Raw genomic sequence first — 19,540 nt, 5'->3', positions numbered from 1 at the left:
CTTCCTTACCCATACTATCAATCAATTAGTCAGCCATACTCTTAGAACGGATAACAGCTGATCTAATTTTAATGGCTTGCTGACATAATCGGAAGCGCCAGCCTTCAGGCATTTTTCCCTATCGCCTTTCATCGCTTTGGCCGTTAGCGCGATGATTGGAAGATTCTCGAACTTACTTTGCTCGCGAATTCTGGTCATCGTTTCGTAACCGTCCATGCCTGGCATCATGATATCCATCAATATTACATCTATATCGTTACCTTTTTCAAGGAGTTCCAAACATTCGTAGCCGTTTTCAGCTGTAAGGATTTCCATCCCTTCATGCTTCAGGGCATTTTTCAGTGCAAATATATTTCGGTGGTCATCATCGACGACAAGTACTGTTTTATTGCAGAATGGTTTGGCCATATTCTGATTTATTCCATCCATTATATGCACATCCGGTTCTACATGACTGTCAAAAGGTGCCGCAGGCTCATCGTGGTTAGCAGCTGCCACTTCTGGAGAAGCCGCTATTGCTTCGCCAACATTTTTGAAGCCCTCTGGCATGCTTGGAATAAAGAGGGTGAAGGTACTGCCTTGCCCTTCTTCACTATCTACAATCACCCAGCCTCCTAGGAGTTTGGCAAACTCCCGGCAAATCGATAGCCCAAGTCCTGTACCGCCATATTTTCTCATTGTAGCTCCATCACCTTGCTGGAACGCTTCAAAGATAAGTTTTTGCTTCTCTTTTGAAATTCCGATACCCGTATCCTTCACCTTAATTTCAACCCAATTGCTAGCTCCTTTTGTCTGTATCCATTGTGCTACATTTTCTTCATCAGCTTTTTTGATTTGGACGGACACATAACCTTTTTCTGTGAATTTAAATGCATTGGACAACAGGTTTTTCAAAATTTGCTGGAAGCGTTGTTCATCCGTAAAGAAAATATCCGGAACATTTTTATCTTTTTCTATTATAAAGTCAATGTTCTTTTTCTTGGCTACATGATCGAAGTTACGGTGCAATAACTCAGGAAGTTCACTCATATTCATTTCATCAAAGACCACTTCGAGCTTTCCGACTTCAACTTTTGATAAATCCAAAATGTCATTGATCAACGTTAATAAGTCTTGCCCTGATGAGTTAATGACACGAGCGAATTCCTGTTGCTCTTCAGTTAATTTACTATCATTTGGATCGGAAAGCATTTCTGATAAAATCAGAATACTATTGAGCGGTGTCCGCAATTCATGGGACATATTTGCCATGAACTCCGATTTATATTTTGAACTTAACTTTAATTCTTCGGCTTGTTTTTCAAGGTTTTGTTTTGCGACTTGAAGCTCTTTTGATTTTTCTTCCGTTTCACGGTTTCTCTCTTCTAATTGTTCATTAATCATCCGCAGCTCTTCAGCCTGTGTTTGCAGTTCCTCTGATTGGGCTTGCATTTCCTCTGACTGTGATTGTAATTCTTCCGATTGAGCCTGTAACTCTTCGGTTTGTGCCTGTGATTCTTGCAATAAACGCTCTATTTCCATCCGGCCCTCTACATTATTAATCGTAATGCCTAGAGTATCAAGAACCTGGTTCAGGAAATGTTTTTGCAACTTCGTAAAGGCCTCCAAGCTTGCCAATTCAACCATCGCCACAACTTCATCCTCAAAAACCACTGGCGCAATGACAATGCTTTTCGGATGGACTTCCCCTAATCCCGTTGTAACCAAGTGGAAATCTTCAGGGATATCGTCAATGACTTTCGATTTCTTTTCAAGGGCGCATTGTCCGATCAAACCTTCGCCCATACGGAATTCACGTCTGCCTGAGTCTTCACCATCTCCTGCAAAGCTGGCAAGCTTAACAAAACGCATATCCTCACCCTCACCCCGCTTGAGGTAAAAAGCTCCAATTGAAGCTCCCATCATCGGTGCAAGTCTCGTAATGAATCGGTCAGCCAGAACTTCCACATCAACAATGCGCTGATACATGGTAGCTATATCTGCAACACGGGTTTGGATCCAGTTCTGTTCACTGATCTTATCAGTGAAATCTTTCTCTTTTCGATTATAGGCCTCAAGCGATTCCGCCATATCATTGAACGATCTCGCTATATCACTAATTTCATCAGTAGTTCGAACCGGAATTCTTGGTACGACCGATAAATTTTTAAAATCGATATTTTTGATGACTTTCGTAATGGATTGCAGATCATTCGATGTACTGCGAATCATCCAAACAACCGTTACGGAAATAACCAAAATGCTGAGAATGACCGCAAAAATCACAAAACCGATCATATCTTCATAAGTTTGTTTCGAATTACTTAAGGTATCTTTCATAACACCTTCTTGGTAATCCTTAAATTCATCCATCGTACTGATGACTTTCTTTCGTTTTTCCCTTTGAACGTCCATCAAGTTTGAAAGATCATCCGAAGAGTTTCCCGATTTTATCTTTTGGATGATCTCAGCCTCAGTTATGGAGTAAGAAGCATATTGAGTTTCAAACTCTTTCAATAATTGTTTTGCTTTCACCCTCTGTAAACTGCCTGATAACCCTGCAATTTTTGATTCAATCAAACCATGATTCTCATTGATGATTTCAAAGCTCTCTGCTCTTTCTTCCTTATTTGCATCATTAGCTGCAAATAAAATCTCACGGTCCGACCTAGAAAACAGCTGACGGATTTCCATCGAAGCTTGAACTTTTTCATAGCGATTTTCAACTATTTCCGTCATGCTACTCTTTAAATTGTTAAGCATGACCAGCATGAAAGAAAGTAAAATAGCCAAGAAAAGTAAGATTAAACCGAATCCCAACATTTGCTTCTTCCTAAAACCCATTTTCCCGCCCACCTTCAATACAAATTTATAATCATCCAGAAATAAACGGCATTGCAAAATACATCTTATTACTATCATTTGGAACACTAGGATTTTTCTTTATATGCTTTTAATTTACTAAAATGATAGATAGATAGATTCATTGCTCAGACTCCATTTTAACATTTCCATAGCTAAAATGGTTACCTGCAGTGTTTTTTTAAATGTATTCCTTTTTCCAATTAAGTGGCAGTCTGTCTTTTCCTTTGTTATAACCAAAAGGGTCCATTGTCCGAACCGAGGACAGTTTTTAAATCCGTATTAACTCATAATTAAAAGCCGAAGGTTTTCACCTTCGGCTCTTGTTGCGAATCTGTTATTGAATTTTCTTCACTTCCACATATAAAACATGGTGGTCGGCCATTTCCTTTACAGTAAATTCATATCCGGCATATTCAATTCTATCCCCGACCGCAATCTCAAATCGGCCTGTCAGGAACCATCCGCCCAATGTATCGATATCTTCCTCTGGCAAATCGATTGCAAGGGTATCATTGACATCTTCAACCAATGTTTTTGCATCGAAAACATAATGTCCTTCATTAATTTTTTGAATAAGCGGACGTTCATCCTGGTCAAATTCATCCCGGATTTCCCCAACGATTTCTTCAAGGATGTCTTCAACAGTAACAAGGCCGGCAGTTCCGCCATATTCATCAGTCAAGACCGCCATATGAATCCGTTCCTTCTGCATTTTCAGCAGCAGATCATGAATGGCGATCGTTTCAAGAACACGGATGACAGGTGTTACAAAGGAATCCACCGTCAGCTCTGTTACATTTTCCTCTGTAATTGTCGCTGTATAAAGTCTCTTGATATTGACCATTCCCACGACATTATCTTTATCACCGTCTATGACTGGGTACCTTGTGTATTGTTCTTCTTGTATAAGTTCAACAACTTCCAATAAAGGCATGCCCTTTTCGATAACGGTCATTTCCGTACGCGGAACCATGATCTCATTCGCAATACGCTCATCAAATTCAAATATCTGGTTTACATATTTGTATTCCGACTGGTTGATCTCACCGCTTTTATAGCTTTCCGATAAAATGATGCGTAGTTCTTCTTCAGAGTGGGCCATTTCGGACTCAGAAGCAGGCTTTAATCCGAATATGCCAGTTAGGAGACGGGCAGAACCATTCAGTAACCAAATAAATGGGTACAAAATCCGGTAAAAGAGAATTAACGGCTTTGAAAAAAGCAAGGTTACCTCTTCTGCCTTTTGGATCGCAACTGTTTTTGGTGCCAGTTCCCCCACTACAACATGAAGGAATGTTACAGAACCGAATGCGATTACGAAAGAGATGATATGACTTACCGATTCCTCTAATCCCCATTTATTGAACAATGGTCTTAAGATCGCCTCAACTGTCGGTTCACCCAATACCCCCAAACCTAAGGCAGTTACTGTAATCCCCAACTGACAGGCAGATAAGTACTCATCGATATGGGTCGTCACTTTCTTAGCCGCAAGTGCATTTCTATGCCCTTCTTCAATCAACTGATTGATTCGGGAACTTCTGACTTTCACGATTGCAAATTCCGATGCAACGAAAAATGCGGTTAATGCTATTAGTACAGCTACAGCTAATAATTTTATAAAAATCTCCAATATGTGCGGGTTCACCATGAAGCGCCTATCCTTCTAACATTTGGATTAGACATACACGGTTTAATCCCAAGCACCTCCTGTATAAATGGGTTTATTCGTTTCAAAAAGCGATTTTCGCCTTAACATGAACCAAAACCATTTAGCCTATATCGTTAATATGCACCTTTGCACACAAAATAATAGGGAATAAATTTTAATCATACCAGCAACACTAGTAATGATTGGATCAAGGCCATGCTTTCATGGGAAATCTGTTTTTTTAGAAGAAGCTCATTTTTTTCGTCTTTTTTAATCAAGCTGATGACTTCTTGAAGTTCTTCGTTCAGGCCATCCATTTTGTTTTTCAGTTGAAGGCCTGTTTCCTCAATTGCTGATGCGACTTCCTTTTCCTGTTTAAATATATCTTTTATGTCTTCCAATGAAAGGTTCTTTCTTTTATATCCCTCGATACTGCGGAGCCTTTCAAGTTCACCTACCGAATAATAGCGGTAATTAGAGGCGGAACGTTCTGCTTTAAGCAGGCCTAAGTTCGTATAATAATCAACGGTTCGTTTTGTAACATTCGCCATTTCCGCCAACTCGCCAATTTTTAATGTCTCGTTCCCAATATAACCCCTCCAAACCGTAACGTGATGGTTTAGACAAACTGAACAGATGTCTTTTCCGCCATGACGTTTTTTCTATCCTCTAATCGTACATTATTTTTATTGAAATGAAAAATATTTTAAATTGGGTGAAAGGATAAATATTGTCTTCTTCACATTTTTACCCTTCATTGGATAAACAAAAACCGATTAATTGAATAATCGGTTTAATTTATCATTTAATCCATGGATTCTATTTTTTTGTTTTAACTGAAAATTGATTGCTCAATATCTTAGGACCGCATTGGCATAGGGAAGAATGCTTTAGCTTTTTTATTGGTTTTCCGCACGTTTCACAGACTTTTGCTACCATTTATACTGTCCTCCTCGCTTTAACTGCTTGTTATACCTATTATACTACTTCAATAATGATAATCAATACTATATTAAAATTATTATAAACTAGGGGGTGTTTTTGCATTTTTATCACTTATTTTATAAGCATCACACTTCACAAGTGATAAATATGCGTTTTGTGATTCTTTTAGCCGGGACTTTTAGGTCTTCTCTTTAAAAATGGGACTGTAGACAAACTCGAGGAAAATCGAGTTTGTCTATTTTTTATGAGTTGTACAATTTGGCCGTTGATTTCCACTCCAGGCACTCGCTTTCCGCGGGCGGTCGGGGAGCCTCCTCGGCTTTCGCCTGCGGGGTCTCCCCTAGACGCGCTTTTCCCGCAGGAGTCTCGTACCTTCCGTTCCAATCAACTTTGTCTTATCTTTTAGATAAACACTTTTGCCCTGAGTCGCTTTTGTTTTAAAATAGAAGTATTAAAACTTGAGGTGATGAGGATGCTTTCGAAACATGACTCTATTCAGCGAGATCAACTTGAAATGATTACGTTAGATCAACTGGTGCCACCGAACCATTTGGTTCGTAAACTAGAGGCTGCCATTGACTTCACTTTCATTTATGACTTGGTGAAAGATATGTATTCAGAGGTAGGACGCCCAAGTATTGATCCAGTTATTTTAGTTAAACTGACATTCATTCAATATACCTTCGGTATTCGTTCCATGCGTAAAACGATTGAAGAAGTTGAAACTAATATGGCTTACCGTTGGTTCTTAGGCTATGGTTTCCATGATAAAGTACCTCATTTCTCTACGTTTGGGAAAAATTATGAGCGACGCTTTAAAGATACAGACCTGTTTGAACAGATTTTCTATCGCATTTTAATGACAGCTGCTAATAAAAAGTTAATAAGTGCTGAACACGTTTTCGTGGATTCCACACATGTGAAAGCCAGTGCAAATAAACGGAAATTTGAAAAGAAAATCGTTCGTAAAGAAACACGAGCGTATCAAGGGCGTCTTCAAGAAGAAATCAATCAAGATCGTGAAAACCATGGAAAGAAGCCTTTTCCATCAGATAAATTTGATAAAGAAGAGACCAAAGAGATTAAAGAAAGTACAACGGATTCTGAGAGTGGCTACTATGTGAAAGATGAACGAACAAAACAGTTTGCCTATTCATTCCACGCGGCCGCAGACCGCAACGGTTTTGTATTGGGAACGATTGTAACACCTGGAAATATACATGACAGTCAGATCTTAGAGCCACTAGTTGAACAAGTGATTGAGAAAATTGGAAAACCGGAAGCCGTTGCCGCAGATGCAGCTTATAAAACACCAGCGATTACAAGCTACCTATTTAACAAAGAAATCATACCGGCTTTACCTTATACACGTCCTCGCACCAAAGAAGGATTTTTCCGCAAACAGGACTATGTATACGATGAACATTTTGATTGTTACCTTTGTCCTTCGGGAGAGCTATTAAAGTACTCAACAACCAATAAAGAGGGCTATCGCGAGTATAAATCACCCAAACACACTTGTGCGGCATGCTCATTTTTATCTCAGTGTACAGAAAGCAAAGACCATCAAAAAGTGGTGACACGGCATATTTGGCAAACACATGTGGAAGAAGCAGATCATCTGCGTCATCATCAAGATGTAAAAACTATATATGCGAAACGTAAAGAAACGATTGAGCGTGTATTCGCAGATGCAAAAGATTAGCATGGTATGCGTTGGACAACTTTAAGGGGACTTAAAAAATTGTCGATGCAGGCGATGCTTACTTTCGCTGCCATTAATTTAAAGAAGATGGCCAATTGGACATGGGGAGGTCCAAAAATGGCCTAACATAGTGGGCTCGTAGAGCCCCAATCTCCTAACTTCAGGCAAAAATTCAAAGGGAATCTCAAAAAGGGGTTCGGAATTTTTTAATTCCGAACCCCTTTTGTCTACAAACTGATGGGACTGACATACGTCAGTCCCATTTTTTTATTCAGTTGCATGTAAAGAATTATTCCTTTTAACCCAATAGGTCGCCAATACGATTAAAAGAATTAAAACAGCTTGCGGCACCAGCGTTTCCATTGTTGGATAGAGACCTATCCATTCTACAAATGGGAAGGAGCTGATCGTATTTGTCTGTATCACTTGCGAAACCTGAAGCGAATGGATAGAGACCCCAAGAATCTTGAAAGCCAAGGCATATATGAGTATCGTTGCGACTTTAAAGAATAGGGTCATCGGTAATTTCACACTGTAGCGTAACATGATGAATCCAATTACCACTAATATGAGGAAGGCAAGGAAAATCCCGCTCATCAGCTGCTTTAATTCCATATATGGAGCCATTCCAGCATAAAAGATAATGGTCTCCGCACCTTCACGGAATATGGATAGAAAACTGATTAAAGCAAAAGAGATGATGCTTCCCGTTGCAATGGCCTGGTTCATTTGCTTGCTGATATAACGGTTCCATGCATGGACATTCGATTTACTATGAAGCCACAGACCAATTGTCAACATCATCAATACAGCTATTATCCCAGTGATTCCCTCAATATATTCCCGGCTTGACGCAGCCGTGACCTGAGAGAAAACGATATTGATTATGACCGCCAATATGGAACTGGCAACTAAACCTGCACCTACCCCTGTCCAAATCCATTTTTGTTTGTCCGCTTGCCCTATTTTCTTTAGGAAAGACAATAATGTAGCCACAATCAAGAGTGCTTCCAACCCTTCCCGTAAAAGAATCAGAGCGGCATCCCATGTTGTATAACTCGTATCATCAATCAAAGGGAGTAACCTTGAGTTTAAATCGGATACGATTCCCTTAGCTTCCTCAGCCTTTACCTTTTTCGATTGCAATAGGCTGATTGCGGTAGGGACTTTCGTTTCCATATCACTGTAAAGCTTGCTGTCCCTTGTGGAGACCTCCCCTTCGACATTAGGCCAAATTGTTAAAATTTCATTTAATTGATCAACGGCAGAATCGATGTCATCCTTTTCAATATCCGTTGCACTACTTTGTAAGAGTTGCGTTACATCCCCAAGTGAATAGGTCTTCTTCTGGCTTCCTTCTTCAACTTTACCAGCAAGGAAATCCTCCATTAAACCCTTCAATTCAACTAGATTCTTTTTGGCTTTTTCTGAATCTGGGGGATCTTGTGTAATCGCTATTCGCACAAAGGCCATACTTGTTTCAATTTCACCATATGTAGCAACACTTTTCTCCCTGACAACGACCTCTGCGTCGGTCCATTGATTCAGCAGGTTCGTATATTGAACTTTAGCTTGATCAAAGTCACCTTTAGTTACCGTTGCGTCCAACTCATCTATTAAAGGAATTATCGCTTGTAACCTTTCTTTATAGTCCGTCTTGTCAACTGGGTTTTCATTAGTATCATATGTAACAAGAGTACTTGATAAAGCCGATAGCCGCTTTTTGATTTCATCTGTGGAGGCTTGTTCTCTCAAAGCGCTTTTTACAGCAGATAGCTGCTCGTCGACTTTCACCGCACTTTCACTGTCCGTTTTTATCGTTTTCCATTCTTTCTCGAATAGATCGATATTTTTCGATACTTCCTTAAGGTCCCCGGATTTTACCTTCATTAAACTATCGCCAATATAAACAAAAAGCTGATCATGGTTTTCACCCGCCGAAACGATCCTTACAGCAGATGAAAGAAATAAAAGACTGACTATTAAAACCAATATTCCACTCTTCCATTTAGAAACGGTCATACCGGTCCCTCCTTTTTCATGAACTAAAATCGCCAACCCGGATAATATCCATGCTGGCGATTTTCACGTCCTCATTTGTAATTCAATTTATCCAAAAAGGGAATCCCCTATATAGCCACCCTTTTTCACACCTGGTAAACAGGCGAACATGGCACTGCCCTTGTGAACGATATATTCGTTGAGCTTATCATTTTTCGCTAGTCGCTCCTGTATGGGAATAAATTGTTTACTTGGGTTTCGTTGAAAACAAATGAATAGCAGGCCCGCATTGAAGCTTCCTGTTTTAGGATCCATTCCATCTGCATATGAATAAGGACGTCGCAGTATCTTTGCTTTTCCGTCCCCCCTAGATAGACTCATATGCGAATCTTTGGGAATGATCCGATTTCCATTTGGGTCTTTAGCTTCCAGGTCAGCGCTATCAAACTCATTCTTCATTCCTAGTGGAGCTCCACTGTCCCGATGTCGGCCAAACGTATTTTCTTGTTCTTTCAATATTGTGCGGTCCCAAACTTCAATGTACATCTGGATTCGGCGCACTACCATATAACTGCCTCCAATAAGCCAGTCAGGCCCGTCATCAGCCTTTACCCAAACATGTTCATTCATTTCACTGTTATTATTCTTATCCGGATTGGCAGTCCCATCCTTAAACCCAAATAAGTTTCGCGGTGTCGTTTTTTGTGAATCGGCTTGCTTAGTCCGTTGAAAACCTGTCTGTGCCCAATGAATGATTGTTTTCCCTCTCCCGATTCTCACTAAATTCCGAACAGCGTGAAAAGCCACTTGAAGATCATCTGCACATGCTTGAATACAAATATCCCCACCGCTCCATTCTTCTTCTAATGCATCTAAAGGGAATTTGGGCAGGTCCTTTAATTCAGCAGGTCGTTTCGATTTCAAACCAAATCGATCTTTCCCATCTTTCGAAAATAGGGTAGGACCCACTCCAAAAGTAATCGTTAAATTGGAAGGTGATAATTCTTTCGCTTCCCCCGTATCTTTTGGCGGCATATTTGTATTAAGAGATGCTTCACCAATTAAATCTCCTGCTGTCATCTGAGCCGCAGCCTCTGTCCAATCCTTAAACAGCTGGATTAACTCAGACCTATTATCTGTCGTTACTTCCAATGATGCAAAATAAAGGTTATCTTGCGCTTCGGTGGTGATACCAGCCTGATGCGCTCCATAAAATGGGACAATATCTTTAGTTTGCCCCTTTGCCTTTTGATCAGAAAGAGTCAGCAGTCCTCCAAATCCAGATGCCCCTATCGCGACACCGATTCCACCGACCCCTGCCGTTTTCAATATATTTCTACGACTTACTTTTTTTGTAAAAATACCAGTTTCATCTTTTGGCGTGTTTTCTTTCAATTATGATTCCTCCGTTACAATCCCTATTTGCGAAAGTGGTTCAGCTAATGCATCAATTGCTTGGCTCAACTCTTTGACTTCAGATTCCTTTAAATCCGTATATGAGATGTAGCCATTTCCTTCTTTATGCTTTTCAAGCAAGCCGTATACATCGTCAAAACGTTTTTGGATTTCCGCAGCAAGCTTCGGATCCTTTTCTTTCAGCGCTGGCGTAAGCAGTTCATAGATCTTTTCTGCGCCTTCTACATTTGCAACGAAATCATATAAATCCGTATGAGAGTATCGGTCCTCTTCTCCTGTAACTTTACTGGTAGAAACTTCATTCAATAAATCCACTGCACCCGTGATTAACAAATCAGGTGTGACCTCAACCGTTTCAACTTTGGCACGAAGCAAATTGACATCACTCATTAATTGATCTGCATACTTTTCGTACCCCTTGGTTGTGTTTTCTTCCCATAACCCCATTTCAATCCGGTGGTAACCGCCCCATTCTGCATCTTTGACGTCCCCTTTACGCGCGTCAATTTTCGGATCAAGATCTCCAAATACTTCTGCGATCGGTTCCGCTCTCTCATAATGCATGCGGGCTGGTGCGTATGCTTCCTTCGCTTTTTCAATATCTCCGGAAGATACCGCCGTAGTAAATTCTTCCGTTGCGTTTACGAACTCTTCTATTTCACCAATTGCATATTCCCTGTACTCGGTAGATACATCATCAAGCTTACTCGCACTCGCTTCTTTGGCGTTATCATCTGCTGGCTTAGTTTCTTCCTTTTTCTGAGTACAGCCAAATAATAGACTGGTTGATAGTAAGACTGCTAATGTCGCCTTTGCTTTCTTCATATTGTATTCTCCCTTAGAATTGATTTGTAGATTCATATTATCAGATAATGAAAATCATTATCAATATATATTTTAATGAAAATGCGACATTTTTCATTCTCTTCGAAAAAATCCACCCACTTTACCTTTTCCCTTCCGTATATAAAAAGCTTAAAGCGGCTAAAAATAAAAAAGGCAGTGTTCTTTCAGCTACCTCTAACGCTCACTCATTAACTTGTCATTTTCTTTGTCCATGATTTTTGTGATGTCCTCAACAAATTGATTGATAAATATTAGCTCTTGCTCATTATAAGCGGAGCATAAATCTTTGGTGGCCATAGAGAGTGATTGATAGTGTGATTTAATCTGTTCCTGTCTTTCGGATATCGGTGCAATCATTACCCGTCTTCCGTCCATATGATCTCGTTCTCTTTTAACATAACCGGATTTCTCAAGGCGATTGATCAGTGCCGTAACCGAGCCCGTACTCAATCCTGTAATTTTGGATAGTTCCCCAGCAGTTATTGGTCCTGTTTCATTCAATATTTCAGCACTCTTTAAATCCGTATGGGACACCCCTATTTTCTGAGCCATGTTTTGTTGAAATAAAACGGATCTCATTCCATACCTTTGCAAACTGTGTGTTAAACTCTCTAACAGAGCTGCATTCACCCCATAATCGCTTGACATAAAATGCCACCCCTTTTACACTTGAATTTATCTTGATTTTCAAGATAAATGTTTTGTTTCATCTTAACGTTTACCCTTCAACCATGTAAAGGAAATTCATGAGCTGGTTGATGCGAAGGAGGAAAATAAATGAACGATCAAAAAAAACAAAGATTCATTGTTGCCGGTTTATTATTGGGTATCTTGATGTCAGCAATGGATAATACGATTGTTGCGACTGCAATGGGAACGATCGTTTCCGATTTAGGCGGGTTCGATAAGTTTGTATGGGTGACATCTGCCTATATGGTCGCCACGATGGCAAGTATGCCGATTTTCGGTAAGCTTTCCGATATGTATGGAAGAAAAAGGTTTTTCATTTTTGGACTCATAGTCTTTTTAATCGGTTCCGCTTTATGCGGTATGGCTCAGAGCATAGTACAGTTAAGTATCTTCCGTGCCATCCAAGGTATAGGCGGAGGAGCTTTGATGCCAATCGCCTTTACGATCATTTTCGATATATTTCCACCTGAGAAACGAGGAAAATTGACAGGACTTTTTGGTGCTGTATTTGGTGCCTCCAGCGTATTGGGACCACTTTTAGGTGCATATATTACCGAATATTCCAGCTGGCACTGGATTTTCTACGTCAATGTTCCGATTGGAATCATCTCTTTATTTTTTATCTGGAAATATTACAAGGAGTCAGCCAACACCCAAGAGCAAAAAATTGATTGGGGTGGAGCAGCAACTCTCGTCATTGCCGTTATCAGCTTAATGTTCGCTCTCGAACTGGGCGGAGAGTATGGCTGGGGTTCAACTCCTATCGTATGTCTGTTTGCTAGCTTTGTGGTTTTCTTCATTTCTTTTTTCTTTTTCGAAAAAAGGGCAAAGGATCCAATCATCTCATTATGGCTGTTTAAAAGGCGATTATTTGCCACTTCTCAAATTTTAGCCATTCTTTATGGCGGTACATTCATTATTTTAACCGTTTATATCCCGATTTTCGTCCAAGCGGTTTACGGTGGTTCCGCAACAAATGCCGGATTGATCCTCACCCCTATGATGCTCGGTTCGGTATTCGGCAGTGCAATTGGCGGGATATTCAATACAAAGACAAGCTTTCGCAACTTAATGACGATTTCCGTCATCTGCTATTTTTCGGGGATGCTTTTATTAGGGACCATTACTCCTGATACCAGCAGGACTTTATTAACTTTATACATGATTCTGACTGGGTTTGGCATGGGCTTTTCCTTCTCCCTTTTGCCTATTGCCTCCATTCACAATTTGGAACCAAGATTCCGGGGGTCGGCCAACTCAACAAACTCATTCCTCCGTTCTTTTGGGATGACACTCGGTGTAACGATTTATGGAGCGATTCAGAACAATGTGTTCACAAGCAAAATGGCGGATGCATTTAAAGGCATGCAAGAAAGCCCGGATACAGCAGGATTAATCAAGGACCCACGTCAACTCTTCCAATCGGATGCACGTGCTGAGATTCCGGACTTTGTCCTGGATAAAATCGTTCATGCGATGTCCGATTCGATTTCACTAATATTCACCTTGGCCCTCATTCCGATTGGTCTTGCAGCAATCACTGTGTTCTTTATGGGAAAAACAAGAGTGGAAACAACTTCAAATGAGGAATCATTAAAATAAATAAAAGCGCTGGACTTCCAGCGCTTTTTATTTATTTTCATTCCTTCTATTTAGGAGGTGAAAATTGCCGAAAAATCAGTCTACTACTAAAATATAAGTAACACATTCACATACCGAGGTGAGAAGTTTGAAGATTGTATGTTTTGGTGACAGTTTAACCAGAGGCATTTCTTATGTTAAGGGACGGCTTCGCATTATTAAAGAAAATTATCCGAACTCTTTAGCTAAGCTTACAGAATCATTGCCATTCGTGGAAGTTTTGAATAAAGGGGTTTTCAATGACAACTCCGACCTGTTGGTTAGCCGGATCGAGAAAGACGTGATGTCGGAAAATCCCGATATCGTATTAATAGAGGTCGGTGGAAACGACTGTAACTTCCATTGGGATGAAGTAGCCAAGAATCCAGAAGGTAACCATGAGCCCATCGTTCCAATCGAACGTTATCTGGAAAATATCACACAACTTGTCAAGCAGGTTCAGGACAAGCATGTAACACCCTTCCTTTTAACTCTCCCACCTTTGGACCCTGCCAGGTATTACAGATCTATAGCTGATAAATTCGGGCATTCGATCGGGCATTTCGTTTCCCATGTCGGAGGTATTGAACATTGGCATGGGATGTATAATCGCCAATTGAAAAACCTTGCAGAAGAACTTAGGGTGCCTTTGATTGATGTCCGTTCCCATATTAAATCCTCCGGCGACTTGGGTCTCTTGATTAGTGATGATGGCATCCACCTCACTTCCGAAGGGTATCAACAAATGAGCATGGCCATATTCTATTATTTGCAAAAGCATATGGCAGTAGAAATAAATCCTCGGCCTTAAAACAGAAAAAAAGGCAAAGCATGGCGCTTTGCCTTTTTTTCTGTTTTTATAGACTTTTCACTTCCACGTTTTCCGGAAGCTTGAAAGGGTTCTCGGTATTGATCCGGTCATAAAACATCATCCCGTTCAAATGATCTAGCTCATGTTGAAAAACGATTGCAGCAAAGCCCTTCAGCCGCATCTCTATTTCCTCACCATTACCATCCACCGCTTTAATTTTAACCCGTTCATAACGCGGTACATATCCTTTAATATCACGATCGACAGAAAGGCAGCCCTCACTTTGCGGTAAATAGATCATTGTGGCAGAATGACTGATAATTTTCGGATTCACAAGGGCATATTCAAACAGCTTCCCCTTTTCGTCTGGAAAATACATGACGAACATGCGTTTATTCAAGCCTATCTGATTTGCAGACAACCCAACGCCTTCACGCAAGTTATACTTCTTTTGGAGTTTTGGGTCCTGGCTATTTTTAAGGTATTGCATCATGCATTCCAACGTTTCACGATCTTCATCCGAAATCGGCAGGCTAACTTCATCCGTTACCTGACGCAGAATTGGATCTCCTTCTCTAACGATATCCTTCATCGTAATCATATAGTCTTTTATAAATTTACTCATAGAACTTCACACTCTTCTACCATTTTATTTTTTCATGACTTAGACCATTTCACTTTAGCATTTCGCATTTAAAAAGTCTAATATGCAGGTTAGAATAAATATCCCTAAATCCTGGATTCCATTACTAAAATTTTCAATATTAAATTTCATTTCCATACTCTAACATTATTTACCTCAACTTTAGGGTACAAAGACCTATGTATTAAACGTTTAAAAATTCTATACTGAATATATATTCTTAAAGGAGATGAAAAATTGAATTCGAACTCTAAATTAGTTTCGAAGTTGCTGCCGTTCTTGACGGCTTTCATTGTGATAATTACTGGAATCAGTTGGTATGTTGTTACACAGTCAAAGGAAATGGTCATTCCTTTTTCTTCTGTAGAAAAGACGATAAAAGCTCAAAATGGAGCCCCTGTCACCATTGAAGAAAAAAAGGATGGCACTCTTCACATCTCCACACCAGATGGAGAATACGTTTCTAGTATTCCTCCCAACAGTCAAATGATCAATAAACTTGTCGAAACATATAACGTTCAATATTCTTTTTCATCAACTAATAAATCAGCAATATGGATTCTAGGCGGATTGTTGGCGGCTCTCGTCGCAACCGGTGTCATTATACAGAAAAGATCAAAAGGTGGATTACGGATCGGAAGCAAGAAACAAAGCCTTTCCACCCCTAAGCCTCTACCAGAGATAACCATGGATGATGTAGGCGGTTTGCAAACCGAAATCAAACAGGAAATCCTACAGACGCTCACTACACTAAAAGAACCTGAACGTTCAGCAAAGATTGGGATTAAGCCGCCTCAAGGCATTTTATTATACGGCCCCCCTGGGACGGGGAAAACGCTGCTTGCCCAGGCAATCGCAAAAGAGCTTGGTTCAAACTTCTTCTCTACGAGCGGTTCGGCCTTCAACGAAATGTTTGTTGGAGTCGGAGCAGCCCGTGTCCGCAGTCTTTTCCAAAATGCACGTAAGCAATCGCCAGCTGTCATTTTCATCGATGAAGTGGATGCGTTGGCCGGCAAAAGGAAAGCTCATGGCGGGGAAGAAGGCGAAAAAACGTTAACTGAACTGCTTGTGCAATTGGATGGAGGCCATCCAAATGAAGGCATTTTATTCATCGCAGCGACCAACCGGAAAGATATGCTCGATGAGGCATTTCTACGTCCGGGCAGGATCGATTTCTCCTTCCAAGTTCCACTTCCAGATACACAAGGAAGAAAGGAAATCATCGATATCCATTCGAAGGGAAAGCATTTGGCAACGGACGTCCTTGCCTCCTTGGATGAATTGGCTGAAAGTACATCCGGTTTCTCAGGTGCTGACTTAAGTGCTCTATTCGATACTGCCTCACGTCATGCACTGAGGAATGAACAGGATATGATTCGTAAACAGGATCTTGATTATGCCATTGACCGTACGATACTTGGAGCCACATCACGTACTTTGAATGATGTGGATACGAAGCGGCGTGTGGCCATTCATGAAAGTGGACATGCCCTGATTGCAGCTTTGACAAAGCCTGGTTCTGTTCGAAAGGCGACCATCATTCCGCGTGGGGAAGCCCTTGGATATGTAGCGCCGATACCAAAAGAACTACATCTAGCTACAGCAAGCGAATTGCTTGATCAAGTCAAAATGATTTTAGCGGGCGGCGTGGCGGAAAGAATGTATTTAGGGGAACACAGCATTGGTGTAGGCGGAGATGTACAGCAGGCGAAACATCTACTTGAACAAATGGTCGATACCGGAATGCTTCAAGATGGATTTACCCTCACCTTCAATAAAAGCGAGAAGGAACAAAAGATGCAGGAATTATTCACCAAAGCGATTCAGGAAACGGAAATGTTGATTGATACGAATCGCCAACAGTATGATGAGCTCGTTGATGAGTTATTGAAAAAAGAAACACTCGATGGATCAGAAGTTCAGCGTATCGTTGATGCTTCAGAAATAACCAGCGTATGCTCGAATGCTTAACACTATTTTCTGCTGAGTGTTTTAAAACCTACTCTATGTTTGGGGCCTGTTTGAATCGAACAGGCTCTTTTTTTTGATCATATTCGGAAGCGACCCGTAAAGCCAAGAAGTGAGGAACGGGAAATTAACCAGAATGAAATTCCGTCCACTCCCTATGAGTGGATTTCAGCATATAAAAGGGGGCTGTCGACATTGTCGACAGCCCCCTTTTTCAAGGTTTGCACCTAACATTTTATAGTTTTCCCAACTGGATGATACCTGGTGTGTTTTGTTTCTGGATCCCTGCCTTTTGCAATTTCACTGCCGTTCCTTCTGGTAAGTTAGTGAATATGATAGGAGTGACCGTAGACGGAGCATTCCGTTTTATGAAATCTAAATCAATTTCTAAAAGAGGTGTTCCTTTTGTTATCTTTTGACCTTCTTGCACAAGAGATGTAAAGCCTTCTCCATTTAATTTAACTGTATCTAAGCCAACATGGATCAGAATTTCCAGTCCATTATTCATTATCAATCCCAATGCATGATTTGTTGGGAAGATACTAAGCACTTCCCCATCGATTGGTGATACTAGTTTCCCATTGACTGGCTCGATAGCAAAGCCATCGCCCATCATTTTCATCGCAAATACTTGATCGGGAACCTGCTCTATCGGCAAAACGGTTCCTTCAATTGGAAGGACAAAGTCATTTGCCCCCAAAGCTTGGTTTTCTTCCACTCTTTCCTCTGCCACTTGTGCAGATGGACCTGTTTTCACTTGGATTGGATCGACGCCATTCATCACAAGTTGTTTCATCGCATTTGCCACAAATTCAACATTCGTTCCAACAATAACTTGCACACTTGATTTATTCAATTTCATTACACCGCGCGCACCATGCCTTTTTAAGGCGGCTTCATTCACATTACCTGTATCGGCAACTTCTAAACGTAAGCGTGTTGCACAGTTATCAATTAGTTTTATGTTTTCTTTACCGCCAAGATCTTGAATGAAAAGCGATCCCATATCGGTATATTTATCCCCTGTTTTCACAATAGTTTCTTCTTCCACATCTTCCTCATCGTCTTCACGACCAGGTGTTTTTAAATCCATGATCTTGATGACAAAATAGAAAATCACGAAGTAAACGACAGCGTATACTAAGCCAATCGGTATTAACCATAGTGGTTTTTGCGCAATGCCAAAGTTCAAGAAATAATCAATGGCTCCTGCGGAGAATCCAAAACCGTGATGGATATCCAATATAACAGCAAGTGCAAGAGAGACCCCGGTTAATAGGGCATGTATTACATATAACACTGGCGCGATGAACATGAACAGAAATTCAATCGGTTCAGTGATTCCTGTTAAGAACGAAGTGAAAGCTAACCCGAGCAGCATCCCCGTCACCAATTTACGTTTCTCTTTCTTAGCAGCTGCAATCATCGCTAATGCTGCAGCTGGAAGGCCGAACATCATGATTGGGAAAAAACCAGTCATGAAAGGTCCAGCAGTTGGATCACCTGCGAAGAAACGGTTTATATCACCGGTCGCTCCATTGTATTCACCAAATACGAACCATACCATACTATTCAAGACGTGATGCAACCCTACTGGAAGCAATAAGCGATTCAATACGCCAAATACGCCAGCACCTAAAGCTCCTGCACCTGTAATCCAGTCTCCAACGTTATTGATTAGATCTTGAATAGGAGGCCATACAAAACCGAATATTCCCGCAAGTAAAATCATCGCCAGAGATGTGATGATCGGAACAAATCGTTTCCCTGAAAAGAATCCAAGCCATTCAGGGAGTCTTATTTCAGAATATCTATTATATAGGAAGGCAGCAACTATACCCGATATAATACCTCCTAATACAGCCATGTCGATATCTTTATTAATCGCTTGTGTACCATTCGTCAAAACAAAGTAACCAACAAGACCAGCTAATGCAGCAGCACCGCTACCATCTTTGGATAATCCAATCGCTATACCTAAAGCGAACAGTATGGCAAGGTTATCAAAAATTGCTTTTCCCGAGGCAGCCATAAATGGAATATCAAGTAAATCCGGTTGCCCTAACCGAAGCAATAAAGCAGCTGCTGGTAAAACAGCAATTGGCAACATCAAAGCTTTCCCAATTTTTTGTAGAAAATTTAACATCTAACTCATCTCCCTTGTACCTAACATCTTTTGATTCAGCAGAATGACAAGACATATAAAGCGTTTTCATTTTGTCAATAGAATAATTTTTCTTTGGCTTATACTAGCACAGAAAACATATAGATGTCTATACCAATTCTGCTGGAAATATACTATATTCTTAGAATATAAGAGAAAAACATCATCATTTACCCTTTAACTGGTCTAGACAACTATTAATAAAAACGATAAAATGAAGGCAAAATATAAGAGAC

Annotated in this window: 12 protein-coding genes and 1 pseudogene; 4 read left to right on the top strand and 9 right to left on the bottom strand. The window is 40.5% G+C overall.

The window, feature by feature from the left end:
- Positions 1-21: 21 nt before the first annotated feature.
- The 3 genes from UP17_RS01240 to UP17_RS01230 all read right to left on the bottom strand — a co-directional run bounded on the left by UP17_RS01240 (position 22) and on the right by UP17_RS01230 (position 5,046).
- Positions 22-2,823, bottom strand: coding sequence for a response regulator (locus UP17_RS01240; protein WP_061461164.1), 2,802 nt, complete (start codon positions 2,821-2,823; stop codon positions 22-24).
- Between the two features lie 355 nt (positions 2,824-3,178).
- A complete protein-coding gene (locus UP17_RS01235; protein ID WP_061465934.1) occupies positions 3,179-4,477 on the bottom strand; it encodes a hemolysin family protein in 1,299 nt (432 codons plus the stop codon).
- A 197-nt stretch (positions 4,478-4,674) separates the two neighbouring features.
- A complete protein-coding gene (locus UP17_RS01230; RefSeq protein WP_250211735.1) occupies positions 4,675-5,046 on the bottom strand; it encodes a MerR family transcriptional regulator in 372 nt (123 codons plus the stop codon).
- An 866-nt stretch (positions 5,047-5,912) separates the two neighbouring features.
- Between UP17_RS01230 and UP17_RS01225 the strand changes: the two are divergent.
- A pseudogene (locus tag UP17_RS01225) lies at positions 5,913-7,271 on the top strand (IS1182 family transposase).
- Positions 7,272-7,412: 141 nt separating this feature from the next.
- Here the strand turns inward: UP17_RS01225 and UP17_RS01220 are convergent.
- From UP17_RS01220 to UP17_RS01205, 4 genes are all read right to left on the bottom strand, one after another.
- A complete protein-coding gene (locus tag UP17_RS01220) occupies positions 7,413-9,167 on the bottom strand; it encodes an FTR1 family iron permease (protein WP_061461162.1) in 1,755 nt (584 codons plus the stop codon).
- Between the two features lie 87 nt (positions 9,168-9,254).
- Complete coding sequence (gene efeB, locus UP17_RS01215; RefSeq protein ID WP_061461161.1) at positions 9,255-10,541, bottom strand: iron uptake transporter deferrochelatase/peroxidase subunit; 1,287 nt, start codon at positions 10,539-10,541, stop codon at positions 9,255-9,257.
- Positions 10,542-11,423, bottom strand: a complete 882-nt coding sequence (gene efeO / locus UP17_RS01210) for an iron uptake system protein EfeO (protein WP_289319068.1) — start codon at positions 11,421-11,423, stop codon at positions 10,542-10,544. It abuts the gene before it with no gap.
- A gap of 159 nt (positions 11,424-11,582) precedes the next feature.
- Entirely contained in the window at positions 11,583-12,056 is a 474-nt protein-coding gene (locus tag UP17_RS01205) for a MarR family transcriptional regulator (protein ID WP_061461159.1), read from the bottom strand.
- Between the two features lie 129 nt (positions 12,057-12,185).
- Between UP17_RS01205 and UP17_RS01200 the strand changes: the two genes are divergently transcribed.
- Both UP17_RS01200 and UP17_RS01195 read left to right on the top strand, forming a co-directional pair.
- Positions 12,186-13,700 carry an MDR family MFS transporter gene (locus tag UP17_RS01200; RefSeq protein WP_061461158.1) on the top strand — a complete coding sequence of 505 codons (1,515 nt, stop codon included), beginning with the start codon at positions 12,186-12,188 and terminating at the stop codon, positions 13,698-13,700.
- Positions 13,701-13,827: 127 nt separating this feature from the next.
- Positions 13,828-14,529, top strand: coding sequence for an SGNH/GDSL hydrolase family protein (locus tag UP17_RS01195; RefSeq protein WP_061461157.1), 702 nt, complete (start codon positions 13,828-13,830; stop codon positions 14,527-14,529).
- A gap of 46 nt (positions 14,530-14,575) precedes the next feature.
- Here UP17_RS01195 and def read toward each other — a convergent pair whose 3' ends face one another.
- Positions 14,576-15,154: a peptide deformylase gene (gene def / locus UP17_RS01190; RefSeq protein ID WP_061461156.1), complete on the bottom strand. Its 579-nt coding sequence runs from the start codon at positions 15,152-15,154 to the stop codon at positions 14,576-14,578.
- A gap of 255 nt (positions 15,155-15,409) precedes the next feature.
- Here def and UP17_RS01185 point away from each other — a divergent pair, with 255 nt between their 5' ends.
- Positions 15,410-17,143 carry an AAA family ATPase gene (locus UP17_RS01185; RefSeq protein WP_061461155.1) on the top strand — a complete coding sequence of 578 codons (1,734 nt, stop codon included), beginning with the start codon at positions 15,410-15,412 and terminating at the stop codon, positions 17,141-17,143.
- Positions 17,144-17,375: 232 nt separating this feature from the next.
- Here UP17_RS01185 and nagE read toward each other — a convergent pair whose 3' ends face one another.
- Positions 17,376-19,286, bottom strand: coding sequence for an N-acetylglucosamine-specific PTS transporter subunit IIBC (gene nagE, locus UP17_RS01180; RefSeq protein WP_061461154.1), 1,911 nt, complete (start codon positions 19,284-19,286; stop codon positions 17,376-17,378).
- Positions 19,287-19,540: the final 254 nt, after the last annotated feature.

This window comes from Peribacillus simplex (genome assembly GCF_001578185.1).
GTDB classification, from domain to species: domain Bacteria; phylum Bacillota; class Bacilli; order Bacillales; family DSM-1321; genus Peribacillus; species Peribacillus simplex_A.
The sequence above is the reverse complement of the archived record's forward strand: the minus strand, read 5'-3'. Positions and strand labels throughout refer to the sequence as shown.